At 63.8% G+C, this 16,022-nt stretch carries 18 protein-coding genes and 1 riboswitch; of the genes, 1 reads left to right on the top strand and 17 read right to left on the bottom strand.

The window, feature by feature from the left end; translation table 11 throughout:
• The 16 genes from ABDJ85_RS20005 to ABDJ85_RS19930 all read right to left on the bottom strand — a co-directional run.
• Positions 1-354 (bottom strand): MotA/TolQ/ExbB proton channel family protein (locus tag ABDJ85_RS20005; RefSeq protein WP_489433297.1); only part of this gene is annotated, 354 nt, incomplete at its 3' end.
• Entirely contained in the window at positions 351-755 is a 405-nt protein-coding gene (gene ybgC / locus ABDJ85_RS20000; RefSeq protein ID WP_347706580.1) for a tol-pal system-associated acyl-CoA thioesterase, read from the bottom strand. The genes ybgC and ABDJ85_RS20005, both read right to left, overlap by 4 nt.
• Positions 755-1,936 (bottom strand): pyridoxal phosphate-dependent aminotransferase, encoded by a 1,182-nt coding sequence (locus tag ABDJ85_RS19995; protein WP_347706579.1) that lies wholly within the window; start codon positions 1,934-1,936, stop codon positions 755-757. The genes ybgC and ABDJ85_RS19995 overlap by 1 nt, the downstream gene beginning before the upstream one ends.
• 17 nt (positions 1,937-1,953) lie before the next feature.
• On the bottom strand, positions 1,954-2,415 hold the full coding sequence (gene nusB / locus ABDJ85_RS19990) for a transcription antitermination factor NusB (RefSeq protein ID WP_347706578.1): 462 nt from the start codon (positions 2,413-2,415) through the stop codon (positions 1,954-1,956).
• A complete protein-coding gene (gene ribH, locus ABDJ85_RS19985) occupies positions 2,412-2,885 on the bottom strand; it encodes a 6,7-dimethyl-8-ribityllumazine synthase (protein WP_347706577.1) in 474 nt (157 codons plus the stop codon). The genes nusB and ribH overlap by 4 nt, the downstream gene beginning before the upstream one ends.
• Positions 2,882-3,991, bottom strand: coding sequence for a bifunctional 3,4-dihydroxy-2-butanone-4-phosphate synthase/GTP cyclohydrolase II (gene ribBA, locus ABDJ85_RS19980; protein WP_347706576.1), 1,110 nt, complete (start codon positions 3,989-3,991; stop codon positions 2,882-2,884). Before ribBA ends, ribH begins: the two co-directional genes overlap by 4 nt.
• Positions 3,992-4,029: 38 nt before the next feature.
• Positions 4,030-5,094, bottom strand: coding sequence for a bifunctional diaminohydroxyphosphoribosylaminopyrimidine deaminase/5-amino-6-(5-phosphoribosylamino)uracil reductase RibD (ribD, locus tag ABDJ85_RS19975; RefSeq protein ID WP_347706575.1), 1,065 nt, complete (start codon positions 5,092-5,094; stop codon positions 4,030-4,032).
• Between the two features lie 112 nt (positions 5,095-5,206).
• Positions 5,207-6,469, bottom strand: coding sequence for a type IV pilus modification PilV family protein (locus ABDJ85_RS19970; RefSeq protein WP_347706574.1), 1,263 nt, complete (start codon positions 6,467-6,469; stop codon positions 5,207-5,209).
• On the bottom strand, positions 6,453-7,748 hold the full coding sequence (locus tag ABDJ85_RS19965) for a pilus assembly PilX family protein (RefSeq protein ID WP_347706573.1): 1,296 nt from the start codon (positions 7,746-7,748) through the stop codon (positions 6,453-6,455). Before ABDJ85_RS19965 ends, ABDJ85_RS19970 begins: the two co-directional genes overlap by 17 nt.
• Positions 7,745-8,500 (bottom strand): PilW family protein, encoded by a 756-nt coding sequence (locus ABDJ85_RS19960; RefSeq protein ID WP_347706572.1) that lies wholly within the window; start codon positions 8,498-8,500, stop codon positions 7,745-7,747. The genes ABDJ85_RS19965 and ABDJ85_RS19960 overlap by 4 nt, the downstream gene beginning before the upstream one ends.
• The gene (locus ABDJ85_RS19955; protein ID WP_347706571.1) at positions 8,488-9,135 is read right to left on the bottom strand and encodes a pilus assembly FimT family protein; all 648 of its coding nucleotides are present in this window, start codon (positions 9,133-9,135) and stop codon (positions 8,488-8,490) included. The genes ABDJ85_RS19960 and ABDJ85_RS19955 overlap by 13 nt, the downstream gene beginning before the upstream one ends.
• The gene (locus ABDJ85_RS19950; protein ID WP_347706570.1) at positions 9,120-9,599 is read right to left on the bottom strand and encodes a type IV pilin protein; all 480 of its coding nucleotides are present in this window, start codon (positions 9,597-9,599) and stop codon (positions 9,120-9,122) included. Before ABDJ85_RS19950 ends, ABDJ85_RS19955 begins: the two co-directional genes overlap by 16 nt.
• A gap of 127 nt (positions 9,600-9,726) precedes the next feature.
• The gene (locus ABDJ85_RS19945; RefSeq protein WP_347706569.1) at positions 9,727-10,263 is read right to left on the bottom strand and encodes a GspH/FimT family pseudopilin; all 537 of its coding nucleotides are present in this window, start codon (positions 10,261-10,263) and stop codon (positions 9,727-9,729) included.
• A gap of 204 nt (positions 10,264-10,467) precedes the next feature.
• Positions 10,468-10,911: a transcriptional regulator NrdR gene (nrdR, locus tag ABDJ85_RS19940; protein ID WP_347706568.1), complete on the bottom strand. Its 444-nt coding sequence runs from the start codon at positions 10,909-10,911 to the stop codon at positions 10,468-10,470.
• Between the two features lie 18 nt (positions 10,912-10,929).
• Positions 10,930-12,180: a serine hydroxymethyltransferase gene (gene glyA, locus ABDJ85_RS19935; RefSeq protein WP_347706567.1), complete on the bottom strand. Its 1,251-nt coding sequence runs from the start codon at positions 12,178-12,180 to the stop codon at positions 10,930-10,932.
• A 66-nt stretch (positions 12,181-12,246) separates the two neighbouring features.
• Positions 12,247-12,371, bottom strand: a riboswitch (ZMP/ZTP riboswitch).
• Positions 12,372-12,391: 20 nt separating this feature from the next.
• The gene (locus ABDJ85_RS19930) at positions 12,392-13,246 is read right to left on the bottom strand and encodes a lytic transglycosylase domain-containing protein (RefSeq protein ID WP_347706566.1); all 855 of its coding nucleotides are present in this window, start codon (positions 13,244-13,246) and stop codon (positions 12,392-12,394) included.
• A gap of 171 nt (positions 13,247-13,417) precedes the next feature.
• Between ABDJ85_RS19930 and ubiD the strand changes: the two genes are divergently transcribed.
• Positions 13,418-14,989 carry a 4-hydroxy-3-polyprenylbenzoate decarboxylase gene (ubiD, locus tag ABDJ85_RS19925; RefSeq protein WP_347706565.1) on the top strand — a complete coding sequence of 524 codons (1,572 nt, stop codon included), beginning with the start codon at positions 13,418-13,420 and terminating at the stop codon, positions 14,987-14,989.
• A 166-nt stretch (positions 14,990-15,155) separates the two neighbouring features.
• Here ubiD and ABDJ85_RS19920 read toward each other — a convergent pair whose 3' ends face one another.
• Positions 15,156-15,923 (bottom strand): YdcF family protein, encoded by a 768-nt coding sequence (locus ABDJ85_RS19920; protein ID WP_347706564.1) that lies wholly within the window; start codon positions 15,921-15,923, stop codon positions 15,156-15,158.
• Positions 15,924-16,022: the final 99 nt, after the last annotated feature.

The following is a 16,022-nucleotide window of genomic DNA, read 5'->3' as shown; positions in this document are numbered from 1 at the left end:
GCGCTGGTAGCTGGCGCGCATGGCGCGGCGGGCGCCGTCAAGCAGGCTGCTGGGGTCGGTGACGCGGCGTTCGCGCAGCTTCAGAAACTCCTTCATGCCGGAGCCAAAGATGCGCTCCAGCGGCGCGCCATCGGGGCGGTTGCCCACGGCCTGGAAGAGGTCGTTGAGGTTCTTGCCGGACCAGAACTCGGTCTCGAAGGCCTCGTTGCGCTGCTTGATCTTGGCCAGGCCGATGAGCTTGGCAAAGATGACGCTCCAGCTCGCCAGCGAGCTGAGCAGCAGGATGCCGATGACGAGCTGCACGGGCAGGCTGGCGTGCAGGATCAGGGCGACGATGGAGATGTCTTGGTTCATGGGCGTTGCAGAGCAGCCAGAAGGGACGCAGGGATGCGAGCGGGTTTGAAGTCGTGCGCGTTGACGCAGCCGACGCGGATGGTGCCTTCGGCCAATACTTGTTCACCCCGCAGCGCACGCTGGTGGAGGGTGAGGGTGGCGCGGCCGAGCTCAATGGGCTCGACGGTGATGGTCAGCTCGTCATCGAGCCGCGCAGGTGCGAGGTAGCGCACCGTGGTCTCGCTGACGACGAAGATCAAGCCGGATTCAAGGCGCATGCGCTGCTGCTCGCCGCCGGCCGCGCGGACCCACTCGGTGCGGGCGCGCTCGAAGAACTTCAGGTAGTTGGCATAGAACACCACGCCACCCGCGTCGGTGTCTTCCCAGTAGACGCGAGCAGGCCAGGTGAAGCTGGGAGCCATCACGCCAGCACCTCGCGCAGGCGGGCCTCGGCCTCTTGCAGGTCGGCCATGGAGCTGGCGAAGGACAGGCGCAGCCAGCGCTCGGGGTCGGCGGCGCCGAAGTCGCGGCCCGGGGTGAGGGCAACCTGGGCGCGCTGCATTAACTCAAAGGCAAAAGCCCAGCTGTCAGGGCGGTGGGCGGAGCAGTCGATCCAGGCGTAGAAGGCGCCGTCAGGCATCACGGGCACCTTGAGGCCCAGGGCGTTCAGCGCGGGCACGATGAAGTCGCGGCGCGCCTTCAGCTCAGCGCGGCGGCGCTCGAACTCGGCGATGGACGCAGGCTCGAAGCAGGCGAGGGCGGCTTGCTGCGCGATGGTGGAGGGGCAGATGTAGAGGTTCTGCGCCAGGCGCTCGACGGGGCCGACGAGGGCGGGTGGCAGCACCAGCCAGCCAAGCCGCCAGCCCGTCATGCCGAAGTATTTGCTGAAGCTGTTGACCGAGACGATGTCATCACCGAGGCTGAGGGCCGAGCGCTCGTAGCGGGCGTCGTAGCTCAGCGGCAGGTAGATCTCGTCCACGATGCTGACACCGCCATGTGCTCTGACAACGTCCACGATCTCGGCCAGCTCTTCCGGCGCGATGGACGTAGCCGTGGGGTTGCTGGGCGAGGCCAGCAGCACGCCGCGTGTGGCGGGCGCCCAGGCGTCGCGTACCTGGGCGCTGCTGAGCTGAAAGCGCTGCTCGCTGCTGGCGGGCAGCAGGCGGACGGTGGCGTCAGCCGCCGCGAGGAAGTGGCGGTTGCAGGGGTAGCAGGGGTCGGGCAGCAGCACTTCGTCGCCCGCCTGGAAGAGCGCGAGGCAGGCCAGTTGCAGCGCGGCCGAGGCGCCGGCGGTGACGACGATGCGGCCGGGGTCGATGGCCAAGCCGAAGCGCTGCGCATACCAAGCGGAGATGGCCTTGCGCAGGGCGGGTAGACCCAGGGCGGGGGTGTAGGGCGTCTGGCCAGACTCGATGCAGCGCACGGCGGCGGCCTTGACCAAGGGCGCGGCGCCGAAGTCGGGCTCGCCAATGTTCAGGTAGATCATGCGCCGGCCACCTTGGGCCGGGTCGCAGGCGCTGCTGCGGGCGATCTCGTCGGCCGCCTTGGCGCACTCCATCACATAGAAGGGCTCGATGCGGTCGAGCCGGCGGGCCGTGTGCATGGCGGCAATCAAGCCCGTCAGGCGCGCGCTTTGACCTCGAGCGGCCGCAGGTCCACGGCGGCGTGGTCGAGCACGCCATTGACGTACTTGTGCCCGTCGGTACCGCCAAAGGACTTGGCCAGCTCAACGGCCTCGTTGATGGCAACCTTGTAGGGAATGTCCACGCAGTGCTTGAGCTCGTAGGCGCCGATCAGCAGGATGCCGTGCTCGATGGGCGAGAGTTCGGTGGTCTTGCGGTCCACGTGGCGGGTGAGGATGGCGTCCAGGTCGGCGGCCTCTTGCACGCAGCCATTGAGCAGCAGGTCGTAGTGCTTGCGGTCAGCCTTGGCGAAGCCGTCCTGCTCTTGGTTGTGGGCATCGATGACGCCGATGTCGTCGCCGGTGACCAGCCACTGGTAGAGGCCCTGGAGCGCCAGCTCCCGGGAGCGCCGACGGGCGGACTTGGCAGGGGCGCGTTTCTTGGCGGGCGTGTCGTTCACTCGATGTCTTCCAGGAGATTGGCCATCTCGACGGCCACGCGCGCGGCGTCGCGGCCCTTGGGCTCGGCGCGGGCCCAGGCTTGGGCTTCGTCTTCGACGGTGAGTATGGCGTTGGCAATGGGCAGGCCGTGATCCAGGCTCACGCGGGTGACGCCGGCACCGCTCTCGTTGGCGACGAGTTCGAAGTGATAGGTCTCGCCGCGGATCACGCAGCCGATGGCGATCAGCGCGTCAAAGGCGTCACTGTCGGCCATGGCCTGCAGTGCGAGCGGGATCTCCAGCGCGCCGGGCACGGTGATGTGCTGGATGGCGTCGGCCTCGATGCCGAGATGTGCGAGCTCAGCCAGACAGGCGCTGGCCATGGCGGAGGTGATCGCGTCGTTGAAGCGCGCCTGGACGACGCCGATGCTGAGCTCGCTGCCGTCGAGTGCGCCCTCGAAGCTGGGGCTGCCTTGGTTGGCGACTTTCATGCGGACACCTCCTGCGCACGGGGCGCGACGAAACCGGTCACTTCGAGGCCGTAGCCCGTCATGCTGGGCATGCGGCGCGGGCTGCCGAGCACGCGCATGCGCTGGACGCCCAGCGCACGCAGGATCTGGGCGCCGACGCCATAAGTGCGCAGGTCCATGCTGGAGGCACGTGCCTGGCTGCCGGCGGGAACCTGCAGGCGGGCGAGCAGGCCCTCGGCAGACTCGCCGCAATTCAGCAGGATGGCCACGCCAGCGCCGCCGTTCTGGATGGCTTGCAGGGCGCCGGGCAGGCTCCAGGAATGGCCACAGGCCCCGGACTCCAGCAGGTCAAGCACCGACAGCGGCTCGTGCACACGCACCAGCACGTCCTCGTCACGCCGCCAGCTGCCGTGGGTCAGGGCCAGATGGACATTGCCGGTGCGGTCGCTGAAGACATGGCCCTCGAAGCGGCCCTGGGCGGTTTCGAAGGGCCGCTGGGCGACGCGCTTGACCAGGCTTTCCTGGCGGCTGCGGTACTCGATGAGGTCCGCGATGGTGCCGATCTTGAGGCCGTGTTCGGTGGCAAAGGCTTCCAGGTCTGGCAGCCGCGCCATCGAGCCGTCTTCCTTGAGGATCTCGCAGATCACCGAAGCCGGCGTGAGGCCAGCCATGCGCGCCAGGTCGCAACCGGCTTCCGTGTGGCCGGCGCGCATGAGCACGCCGCCGTCTTGCGCCTGAATGGGGAAGATGTGGCCGGGCTGCACCAGGTCAGCGGGCCGCACGTCAGGCGCCACGGCAGCCTGGATGGTGCGCGCCCGGTCAGCGGCCGAGATGCCGGTGGTGACGCCGGTGGCGGCCTCGATGGACACCGTGAAGGCCGTGCCATAGCGCGTGCCGTTGCGGGCGGCCATGGGCGGCAGCTGCAGCCGCTCGCAATGCTCGCGGGTCAGCGTCAGGCAGATGAGGCCGCGCCCGAAGCGGGCCATGAAGTTGATCGCCTCGGGCGTGACGTGGTCAGCCGCCAGGACGAGGTCCCCTTCGTTCTCGCGGTCTTCTTCGTCCACCAGCACGACCATGCGCCCGGCAGCGAGGTCGGCAACGAGTTCCGGAATGGGGGCAATGGGCATCCGGGCATTGTAGGTGCCGCCCTCGGGGAATCCCGGGGTCAGGCTGGGCGAAAACGCAGCCTGAGGTCTTCGCCAACCGGGGTGGCATCGATACGGCGCCAGCGCGCGGCATGGGCCAAGTCGGGCAGTGCAGGCAGGGAAGCAATCGGCAGGCCCTGGCCCAGCAGCAGTGGGGCCTGGTAGAGCAGGATTTCGTCCACCAGACCGGCAGCCAGCAGAGCGCCGTTGAGGGTGGCGCCTGCCTCGACATGCAGCTCGTTGACGCCGCGTTCGGCCAGCCGCGCGAGCAAGGCGTGCAGGTCCACGCGGCCGTCTGAAGCGGGGAGGGCGATCTGCTCGATGCTGGCGAGCTCGGCCCGCGTCGGTGCGCCCGCGTGCACGAGGCAGGCCGTGCCGGGCGCCGCGAGCACGCGGGCCTGCGGCGCGATGCGCAACTGCGAGTCCACGATGACACGCAGCGGCTGCAAAAAGGTCTCGACGTCCCGGACGTCAAGGCGCGGGTCATCGGCGAGCACGGTACCGATGCCGGTCAGGATGGCCCCCGCGCGGCGGCGGAAGGCATGACCATCGGCGCGGGCTTGTGGGCCGGTGATCCATTGGCTTTGACCATTGGGGAGGGCGGTGACTCCATCTGCCGATGCAGCGGCCTTGAGCCGCACAAAAGGCCGCCCGCGCTGCATCCGGCTGATGAAGCCGATGTTCAGCTCGTGCGCAGCTGCTGCCAGGTCCGCTGGTGCCAGCGCGACCACCACGCCCGCCGCGCGCAGACGCGCAATGCCGGCGCCATTGACCGCCGGGTTCGGGTCGGGCAGGGCGATGACCACACGGGCAACGCCTGCCTCGACCAGCGCATCGGCACAAGGCGGCGTGCGGCCATGGTGCGAGCAAGGCTCCAGCGTGACGACGGCCGTACAACCCTGTGTGGACGCACCGCGTGCCCGCGCGTCCCGCAGGGCCATGATCTCCGCATGCGGCCCACCCGCTTGCTGGGTGAAACCTTCCCCGATCAGTTGGCCTGCGCTGTCCAGCAGGCAACAGCCCACGCGAGGGTTGGGGTCGCTCAGGCCGATGGCGCGGTCAGCCAGCCTAAGCGCACGGCGCATGGCGCCGTCTTCGGCGGGGCTGGAGGATTGAGCGTGGAGCGGCGTGACCAACGATGTCAGGGGCACGTTCAGGAGCGCAGTGCGGTGTTGATTCAGCCCGGAGTGTGGCTGATCAGGGCGTCCGCGTTGGCTGCTGCTCCTTGGTCGTGTAATTCACGAAGTTGCGTGCTGCTGGGTCGAAGGTCGAAGAGTCCACCGGACAGCTTTGCGCCCCCGCGATCACCAGGAAGTTCTGGCGCGGCAAGGACTTGGCGACGTTGGCGTAGGTGGCAGGGTGCTCTTCGTTGTCCGGCGTGCCGTTGCGGTTGTAGTCGAAGGTGTAGCGGCAGACGCGGTAGGGCGGCGTGGGGAGCGTGGTGGTGTCGATGCCGGTGAGCTCAATGCTTCCTGACCAGATGGACGGTGTGTCGGTGTTGCCAAGGATCAGGCACGCATAGGTAATCGCATAAGGCACCGTCCCAGAGTCATCAAAACACACCGGCGCAGCCGGATGCCCTGTACTGATCAACGTCACTGCTGCATGTGCAGGCGCGGCGGTGGCTTCCGGCACCCTGGCATTGGGAGGGGCCGTCATCGAGAAACGGATGGTCCCGGACACAAATAGGCCGTTGGAAACACTCGCACAAGACGTCAGGTCGCCGGAGGTGATCGCACTGGTCGCAATGCCTGTGCTGACCGAGCAACTCTTGGTGATCAGCCCCGTCTGGTTGTCAAACACCCAGGCGGTGCCACCACCGGGTGAGGGCTTGTAAGCGCTGGTCTTGTCACCGAGGTCTTTGGCACCAACAGGGATATCTGGCGACCGGTTGGCGGGCTGACGGGTGACGCCTACCGGTTGTGGTACGGCAAGCCCGCCACCAAAGACCGGGTCCACGGCAGCGATCAGCGTATCCAAAGCGAGCACCTGCGCGTCACCTACTCGGTCATTCCAGGTGACCGACACGCGCACTTCAGCCAGGTTTGGTGTCGTAGCCGACCAAGCGGAAGTCTGGGTGACTGTGTACTTCACGTTGGAGTCAGGCGGGGTTTCTTCGCGCGTAACAGTGGTTCCGACACCCATGTCCGAGAAAGCAACGACGCCAGCTGCAGCGGCTGCGGGCCTATCAATCACGGAAAACGACCGCAACCGAGCAATTTCGCTCTGCGCGATTCGCTGAGCCTCGCCGCGCTGGCGGGCCAAATCTTCTGCACGGCGCAAACTGCTAAGAATGCCAACCAAGGCCACCATACCGAAACTCATCACCAGCAAGGCAACGAGTGCCTCCACAAGCGAGACACCTCGCTGTGCGCGGCCGGTGGCGATCAAGCGTTTGACGGGAGCGCTTGTAGTCCAGGGGGGTATGACCGCAGCAACCAACTTAATACTTGTGGTCATGCCAGCCTCCTGGCGCCAGGACGAAGCCGCCAATCTTGTTTTTCATTATCAAATTGACGCCCGACGAGTACGCAATATCAATTGGACCTGTCGTGGTGACGTCGGCACCAGAGATCAGGGCACCAACCAAAAACCCGCCAGCGCCAGCATTCCAAATGATATTTCCTCCGCTCAGCAGAACCCCATACATCTGAAGTCGAGCGGAAATATTGATGGTGCCCGACGCGGCAATAAGTACTGGATCATTGATGGTTCCTAGATCCACGTCACTATCAATGCTGAGGTTTCCATCCACATAGATTATCGACGCACCAAAAGAAACGGCGGTCTTGATGCTGCTGACGCAGTCCGGCGTGCAGTCCGGTTTTCTGACCTTAGGATGGTACTTGAATCGGTCAGAGGGCATGCCAATGAAAAGTCGGAAAGGATCACCAGCCGCCAGCACCGAATCACCGGTGACAATTGCGTCGCGTGGGGGCGTGCCAGGAATACTTTCCAGCTTGGAATCGGTAAGGGAGCTCGGATAACTTGCGGAACCAGATACCACGAGAATACCGTTGGTCAGCCCATCGGAATTGTGCAATCTGAGGTCGCCATCGGTTGCAACGATGGCTCCTTTCGCCGTAAGTGCCGCTGTCGGCGGTGAGCGAAGTGCGGGAACAAATCCAAGTACAGATCCCTGCCAGCCACTATTGAATCGATTCACTGTTGCTTTGATTGTCGATTCGCAGTCATTTCCATTCGGGCTCGAACAAGAATAACTGCTTGACACCAGAGTGCCAGGCCGCTGAGTGGTTTGAAGAAAAACACCAAAACTTGGCTGAATCTCGTCCGCCGAAGAAACTGCGGCACGCGCAGTTGCATCTGAAGCTGCAGGGCACCGACAATCCCATCGACCATCTGATAGTCTGACGCAGTTGGTCGGCCCGAGAGCGTCTGACAATGTTCGTTCCTTGGCAACAATCTTCCGGCTGTTGGTATCGATATCAAAATACAAATCCGAAAACCTTTTTGCCGAGACCGTGTTGCTTGGGGCGCAAGCAGAATCCAATTTATCTGAATTCAATTGCGCAATACTCCAATCAAGCGCCGCATCTCCCATTTGCTTCACGAGCATGCTACGGAAGGTCGCGCCAGCCATGCGTTGTTCGAACAAAAGGTTGCGGTTACCAAAGGCAGCCAAAAGTCCGATAAGAAGAAATAGAGACATCACAACGACGAGCGTTGCGACGCCAGATTGCCGACGCGAGGTAAATTCGCACGATGCAGGGTGCTTCATGATTTGGCGCAAACCCCGACTATTTTGTCGGAGCGCACTCGCTCCACAATTTGAACGGTTCTTGTGACGTCTTGGAGCAGCACGCTCGTGGCTACTAGCGTCACGGTCACCGTGCGTACGTCTTGTTGAGGGGGACAGTCTGCCAAGCCATTGCAAGGAAGATCGCAAAACTCTTCAAGCGATTGAGACTGGGTCGATATTTTGAAGCTTGACCTCGCCGAATCGAAGCGATAACTGCTCTTATCTGAGATCGGTTGCCAATTGCCGCGACCGAGCTGAATTTTTAGTTCGCCATCCTCAATTTTGAATCCGCCGTGATCCGCGTCGTTGACGTCATCGGCATAGGAGGTCATATCTGACCTGGTTTTTCCCAGCACAGGATTTGTCTCGTAAACAAATGTCAATGTCTTTCCGTCATCGGATTCTGACAGCGCATCAAACGGGTTGTTTGTGGATTCTATTGCTGGTGTTGGTGCGCCGCCGGCAAGCTCAGGCACCCAGACGCCCAACTCCGACCAGCCCCGAAATCCAGCTCGACGAATCTGCTGCGCAACCATGTCGGCAATCAGTCTGAGATCTTGCTGTATCTGTACTTCAATCGTGATGCGGCGATGCTCGCCAATCTGATTGACGGCCATCATGCTTGCGCCAGCCGTAATGATGAGGCCTATGGTGATACCCACCATGAGTTCAACCAATGTGAGGCCGCGCTGCTGGCCGCGCTGCAAGGGGCGTAGCTTCATGATGCGCATACCGGATACCCAGCTTCTGGCCTGTCAGGGGAGCATATACTGATTCGGCCACTGGTGCTCAAATCCACACGAAGCTTGAAGCCGCGGGTGCCTGAAATAGTGACTTTCAAGTCGTCCGGAAGCGTGGTTGTCAATTTAGGATACGTGACACTGAATCTTCCTGGCATGCCCGCTGCCGGCCAGACAAGTGAGTTGGTCGAGAAAGTGATGCCGCTGGTGAGCGGAATCGAGAATGTCCGGAGCATACTGCCACCGTCAGGGCCGGCACCAACCTTGCAGCTCTTCGATATATTGGCGTCATAGCATTTGCATTTGGTCGTCGCGGCTTCTGACTGCGTGGCGACAAGTGCGCAACTGACACCTTTGGTGTGGGCATCGGTATCAAACGAAATATCAATATCAATTCCTGAGTTCAGGCTTTCTGAGCGTGCATAGCCCATCAGGGAGGAAATTTCGTTGGCCGTGGCGATAATCTTCTTACGCTGGGCGGCATCCATCATACTCGGAATGACGGTGGCAGCAATAATGCTTCCAACGACCAATACAACCGCCATCTCGATCAACCCAACGCCGCGCTGCATTGCAGTGTTTGCGGCCATGAAATTCAAATTCGATCGCATCATTTTGGCCAGCATTCGGGCGTTGTAATGGATGCCCCGGTCGAGTCCTTGGAAATATATTCCAATTGTCCCCTGATCAGGGAGACGATCAGCTGGCCGCAGCGTAAATCATTCGACTGTGGGCTGGTAGACAGCGGCGTGGCAGTAAGGCGAAATACATTTGTCATTCCAGTGACAGCATCGCCGCTAATTGCAATTTCGTAGTGCTTGGAAATCTTTGAAACGTCAACGTTAAGCGTTTCTGTATCGCCTGCATACGCAGCGTGGGACATCCGATATCGCTCCTGTGCCTGCGTAATCGCAGTCAGCACGGCAATTGCATCGCCGCGTCGCGATTTCTGGATTGAACTGGTATAGTTTGGGTAGGCAATGGCGGATAAGATACCTATGACAAGTATCGCGGTTGCCAACTCGATTAGCGTAAACCCCGGCGTGTTGCCCCGGCGACCCCAAAGGTACTGAGCTGATGACTGTGTCATTGGTGCATTGTCCAGCCGCAACGTACGGGGGCGCCCGAGACAAGCCCGTTCATCTGGCAGAGCGAACCGCTTGTCGGAGCGTCCCCAGAAGTGGGGATCCTTTGTGGCGGCTGTTGGCCGCGTCATTTCAGCACTTGGGCAGATGGCTGCGGGGGCGATCGACGCTGCAACTGCGGATCCGGCCGGTGATGGCGATGACGTGCTTGATGCCGTTGCCCTTGGCGTCTAGCACCCCCACGCTGGCCATGCTGCCGAAGCCCTGGCTGGCGCTGAAGGTGATGCGCTGTTTGTTGTTCCAGTAGTTGAGTGCGGTCTGATCCGTGAGGGCAACGGTCTTGTGGGCTGCAGCGCCGGCGTCGCAGGTCGTGTTTGCGCCGCTGCAGGTGCAAGTGCCGTTCCCGGTGTAGATGACGTAGCACTGGGTGTTGCCCTTGGCACCAAAGGAAAGCTGCACCGGCTGGTTGTGGTGGATGGACAGGGTGCGTGCCTCACGCAGGTCGCTCGCCAGGCGATCGGCATAGGCGGCGGTCCGTTGGCTTTGCATCAAGCCAGACATGGCTGGGAGCGCCTGGCTGGCCAGCGTGGCCGTGACGCCGAGTGCCATGCAGGCTTCGATCAGGGTGAAACCTGCGGCGTTGCGGAGGGTGCGGAGCTTGTGGCGCATGGTCGTGTTCCGGTTTGCGTGGTGGGATGCGCAAACTCTAGAAATCGACGCGCGCCGAGTCCTTCCCCCTTTGGTGGGAACGCAGGGGGGGATAGGGGGAGCGAGGGGGGGTATATCCCCCTTAAGGGGGAAGTAGAAACCCGGAGATTGACGTGCAATCAGCCGGCAACGGGCGAAGAATTGGCTCGCGGGTGCCGCGCAGGCTCAGATTTCGCGAATCAGCTGCCGGAACTCGTCCACGTCCTCAAAGCTCCGGTAGACGGAGGCGAAGCGGACGTAAGCGACCTTGTCGATGCGCTTTAGTTCGCGCATGACGAATTCACCCAGGCGTGTCGAAGCGATCTCACGCACGCCGCTGGCGAGCAGCTTTTCTTCGATACGGCTCAACGCTTCGTCGATCTGCTCGATGCTCACCGGGCGCTTGCGCAGCGCCAATTGCATCGAGGCTCGCAGCTTGGCGGGGTCGAAATCGGCGCGCCGACCGTCTTTCTTGACGACGGTCGGCAGGGTGATGTCCGCACGCTCGTAGGTGGTGAAGCGCTTGTCACAGGACTGGCAACGGCGGCGACGCCGGACGGCGTCACCCTCGTCGGAGTCCCGCGTCTCCGCCACCTGCGTTTCAGCATGACCGCAAAAGGGGCAGCGCATGCGGAGCTTTCGCCGGGCTCAGCGGTAGACCGGGAAGGCCGCTGTCAGTGCGGTGACCTTGGCTCGCACCGCCGCGATGTTCGCCTCGTCGTGCGGGTTGTCCAGCACGTCGGCGATCAGGTTGGCCGTCAAGCGCACTTCTTCGGCGCCGAAACCGCGCGTGGTCATGGCGGGCGTACCCAGACGGATACCGCTCGTGACCATCGGCTTTTGCGGGTCGTTCGGGATGCCGTTCTTGTTGCAGGTCATGTGGGCGGCACCGAGGATGGCTTCGGCTTCCTTGCCCGTCAGGTTCTTGGGGCGGAGGTCAACCAGCATGACATGGCTCTGTGTGCCGCCGGACACGATGCGCAAGCCGCGCGAGATCAGGGTCTCGGCAAGCACCTTGGCATTGGCGACGACCTGGGCCTGGTAGGCCTTGAAGTCCGGCCCGAGCGCTTCCTTGAAGGCAACAGCCTTGCCGGCGATGACGTGCATCAGGGGGCCGCCCTGAATGCCGGGGAAGATCGCCGAGTTGATCTTCTTGGCAATCGCCTCGTCGTTCATCAGGATGATGCCGCCACGCGGGCCACGCAGGCTCTTGTGGGTGGTGGACGTGACCACATCAGCATAGGGCAGGGGGTTGGGGTAGACGCCTGCGGCAATCAGCCCGGCGTAGTGCGCCATGTCCACCATGAAGTAGGCGCCAATTTCCTTGGCAATCTTGGCGAAGCGCGCGAAGTCGATGTGCAGCGAGTAGGCGGAGGCACCGGCAATGATGAGCTTGGGCTTGTGCTCGCGGGCCAGGCGTTCCATCGCGTCGTAGTCGATGGCTTCCTGGGCGTCGAGGCCGTAGCTGACAACCTTGAACCACTTGCCGCTCATGTTCAGCGGCATGCCGTGCGTCAGGTGGCCGCCTTCGGCGAGGCTCATGCCCATGATGGTGTCGCCCGGCTGAAGCAGCCCAAAGAACACCGCCTGGTTGGCTTGCGAGCCCGAGTTGGGCTGCACATTGGCAAAGTTGGCGCCGAAGAGCTGCTTGACCCGGTCGATGGCCAGTTGCTCGACCACGTCCACGTACTCGCAGCCGCCGTAATAGCGCTTGCCGGGGTAGCCCTCGGCGTACTTATTCGTCAACTGGCTGCCCTGCGCCTCCATGACGGCGGGCGAGGTGTAGTTTTCGGAGGCGATCAGCTCGATGTGGTCTTGCTGGCGCTGGTTCTCTTGCTGGACGGCAGCAAAGATTTCGGGGTCCGTCAGGGCCAGGGTCGCGGTGCGGCGGTCAAACATGGTGTGTGATCAGTCGGTGGCGGTGTGCTCCGGCAGCGGTGCGGCGCGCAAGCGTGCAGCATCGAGCGGAGTTGCCCAGGCGAACGGCTTAAAAGCGGCAGGTGCCACTTCACGCTCCCCAGTGGTTGTCCACCTCCGGCCGCGCAAACCCTCTCGGGTCGGGGCCATGATCGCCAGTCGCGTGAGGCGCCAGTGTATTACGGGGCCCGCTTCAGCGGGAATTCAACGCGACCTCGCCGGGCGGCACGGCTGCGGGAGGGCTAGGCTCACGCGGTTTGTTGGGGCTGTTCGGCGGGACGGCGCGGCCTTGGATCACGCCACGCAACAGTTCCAGCTCAGCCAGCACGCGGGCTGCGTAGCCAGAGTCTTCCTCGGCATTGGCGGCGCCGACGTAGTAGCGCAGGCCGTCTTCGACGGAGCCCGCTCGGGCGATGCAGTCGCGCAGGACCTGGACGCCGACGCGCAGGTTGGTCACCGGGTCGAAGGTGGCCAGCGAGCCCCCAAAGACCTCGAACTTGTCGTCATGGACGCGCTTCATCACCTGCATCAGGCCCTGAGCGCCGACCGAACTCTGGGCGAAGGGGTTGAAGCGCGACTCGATGGCCATCACCGCCAGGATCAGGGCAGGGTCCAACTTGGCGCGCGGCCCCAGCTCCCAGGCCTCTTTGACGAGGCGGCTGACGGGCTCGGGCGCGACTTGGTAGCGGCGGGCCAGCCAAAGCGCCACGGCGGCCTGTTGCTTGCTCAACTCCTGAGGGCTCAGCACGGTGGCGCGAGAGATGGCGTCCGGCTCGGCCGAGACCGACAGCACGTCGCCTTCAGCCGCCGCGCGGGCTTCATGGCGGGCGTGCAACCAGCCCAAGGCGGCAGACTCAAGCCGCATCCGCAGGTCCGCCTGACTGCCAAACACGAAGGCCACGGCCAGCACTGCCAGGCCCACCAGGGCCAGGGTGTTGTGGCTGAAGAGCAGCACGCCCTGCGCCACGTCGCGCAGGAAGAGCGAACCAGCCGCCCGGAGTTCAAGGGCGGTTTTCAGCAGAGGGGGTTGATGCTTGGTGTGTGACATGGATCACGGATCGGGTCTCCATAATGCCCGTCTTGAGCCCGTCATGCCTGACGGGCGCCGCGGGGAGCGAGGCTGGAAGCCACCTCATGAAAACCCGAATAGGCCGAGATTCTAGGTGCCAACAATAACCAGTCAAGCTAGAGAGATTGGTCTTAAATAATTTGGAGTCATATGAAATACGGCGACCTGCGAGATTTCATGGCCGGCCTGGAGCGTCAGGGCGAGCTGCGGCGCGTGGCCGAACCGGTCTCGCCGGTGCTTGAAATGACGGCCTTGAGCGACCGAGTGTTGCGCGCCGGCGGGCCGGCCCTGCTGTTCGAGCGCCCGACGGGCCACGACGTCCCGGTGCTGGCCAACCTCTTCGGCACGCCGCGCCGTGTGGCGCTGGGCATGGGGGCCGAGCAGGTGTCCGAGCTGCGAGGCATCGGCGAACTGCTCGCCCGGCTCAAAGAGCCCGAACCGCCCCGGGGACTCAAGGAGGCTGGCAAGCTGCTGGACATGGTGCGCGCGGTGTGGGACATGAAGCCCAAGCTCGTGCGCGCCGCACCCTGCCAGCAGGTGTGCGTTGACGGGCCGGACATCGACCTGCAGCGCCTGCCCATCCAGACCTGCTGGCCAGACGACGCCGGGCCGCTGATCACCTGGGGCCTCGTCATCACCCGCGGGCCGCAGGGTGGGCCCCGGGCGCGCAGCCGGCAGAACCTCGGCATCTACCGGCAGCAGTTGATCGGGCGACGCCAAGTCATCATGCGCTGGCTGGCGCATCGGGGTGGGGCGCTGGACTTCCGCGACTTTGCGCTTGCCAAGCCCGGGCAGCCGTTTCCCATTGCCGTCGCGCTTGGGGCTGACCCGGCCACCATCCTCGGGGCCGTCACGCCCGTGCCGGACACGCTGTCCGAGTACCAATTTGCCGGCTTGCTGCGCGGCGCGCGCACCGAGCTGGTGAACACCGCCGTGGGCGACGGCCTGGCCTTGCAGGCCCCGGCCAGCGCCGAGTTCGTGCTGGAAGGGCACATCCCGGTGGCCGCGCCGGGCTACACGGGTGTCAGCGAGCTGGGCGTGCCCCTCAAGGAGAAGGGCGGCTATCTGCACGCGCTGGAAGGCCCCTTTGGCGATCACACCGGCTACTACAACGAGCAGGATTGGTTCCCGGTCTTTGAGCTGTCGCGCCTGACACACCGCAAGGACCCGATCTACCACTCGACCTACACCGGTAAGCCCCCCGACGAGCCCGCGGTGCTGGGCGTGGCGCTCAATGAGGTCTTCGTGCCCATCCTGCAGAAGCAGTTTCCCGAGATCGTGGATTTCTATCTGCCGCCCGAGGGCTGCAGCTATCGCATGGCCGTGGTGTCGATCCGGAAGGCCTATGCCGGTCACGCCAAGCGGGTGATGTTCGGGCTCTGGAGCTTTCTGCGGCAGTTCATGTACACCAAGTTCATCGTCGTCGTGGATGACGATGTGGACGTGCGGGACTGGAAGGACGTGGTTTGGGCCGTCACCACGCGCATGGACCCGGTGCGTGACACCACGCTGGTGTCGCAGACGCCCATTGACTACCTCGATTTCGCGTCGCCCCAGAGCGGCATTGGAGGCAAGATGGGGCTGGACGCCACCAACAAATGGCCCGGTGAAACCGAGCGTGAGTGGGGCCGGGTGATCCATCTGCCTGACACCGTGCGCGCCCGCGCCGATGCGCTGTTCGAGACGCTGTTCGGGCAGATGCCACCCCAAGATCGTCCTTGAATTTGGTCTGGGCCTGACCTAATCTCCAAAGGCCTGTCAGGCAAACCAGCTGGCGCAATCTTTGCGCGCCAGGAGCCCCGAAGCAGACGCTTTGGAGCCCCCAAGTGGTGGCCATGCCCACCCGCCCCTCCCGGCTACGGCCCGGAGGGGCTTTCTCTTTGTGGGCTTAGCGTCCGGTCAGCCGCGCCAGGGCTTCGTACATGACGTAGCGCACGCGGTGCAGGCCAGCATCAGACGGGCACCAGTCGGTCAGGGCGCTGTAGTTCCCGTCGTTCATGCCTAGCGGTGCCGGAATGATTTCGAGTGACTCCGCGCCGGTGGCGTTCTTGAAGGCCCGCAAGGCGCGCGGCATGTGCAGGTCATGCGTCACCAGGATGACGCGCTGGAACCCCGCGCGGGTCAGCAAGGGCAGGGTGTTCTGCGCGTTCTCTCGTGTGTCGCGCGAGGTGCTCTCGGCCAAGGCCAGGGTGATGCCGTACTGCTCCTTCGCCACCCGGCTGACGACTTCGGCTTCAGACAGGGTTTGGTCTCGCGCGGCCCAGCCAATGCCGCCACTGAAGGCCAGCGCGTCGCCCGTCTGGCGGGCCAGCCAGACGCCGTAGTTCAGCCGCTCCTGCGTCAGGGCCTGCAGGCCTGCGGCGTCGTACTCCGGCACATGCTGGCGGATGCCGCCGCCCAGCACCAGGATGGCCGTCTTGGGGCCTCGTGGCAGATCGGCCGGCCGCAACGCGGGCGGCGGTGCCAGCACCTGCTGAGTGAGCCACTGCCCCGCCGCGTCGGTGGCGCTGAACCACAGCAATGCCAGCCCCAAGCCAAAGAGCGCACCAGCACCCCGGCGACGGCGCAAACACCACGCAGCCACGATGACCAGCATCGGCGAGACCGGCGGCAGTAGCACGATCAGCACCAGCGTCTTGAGGAGGCCGAAATCCACGGCAGCGGTTCTTCTTAAGTCAGGGATGACGATGAGGTGGGCGGCATTGTGACGGCTTGGTTTTGATGTTTAGGTAGCGCTACCATATTTTCCTGTCAT

Source organism: Roseateles paludis (assembly GCF_039872745.1).
In the GTDB taxonomy this organism is placed as follows: Bacteria; Pseudomonadota; Gammaproteobacteria; order Burkholderiales; family Burkholderiaceae_C; genus Pelomonas; species Pelomonas paludis.
This window is presented reverse-complemented; position numbering and strand designations above follow the sequence as displayed.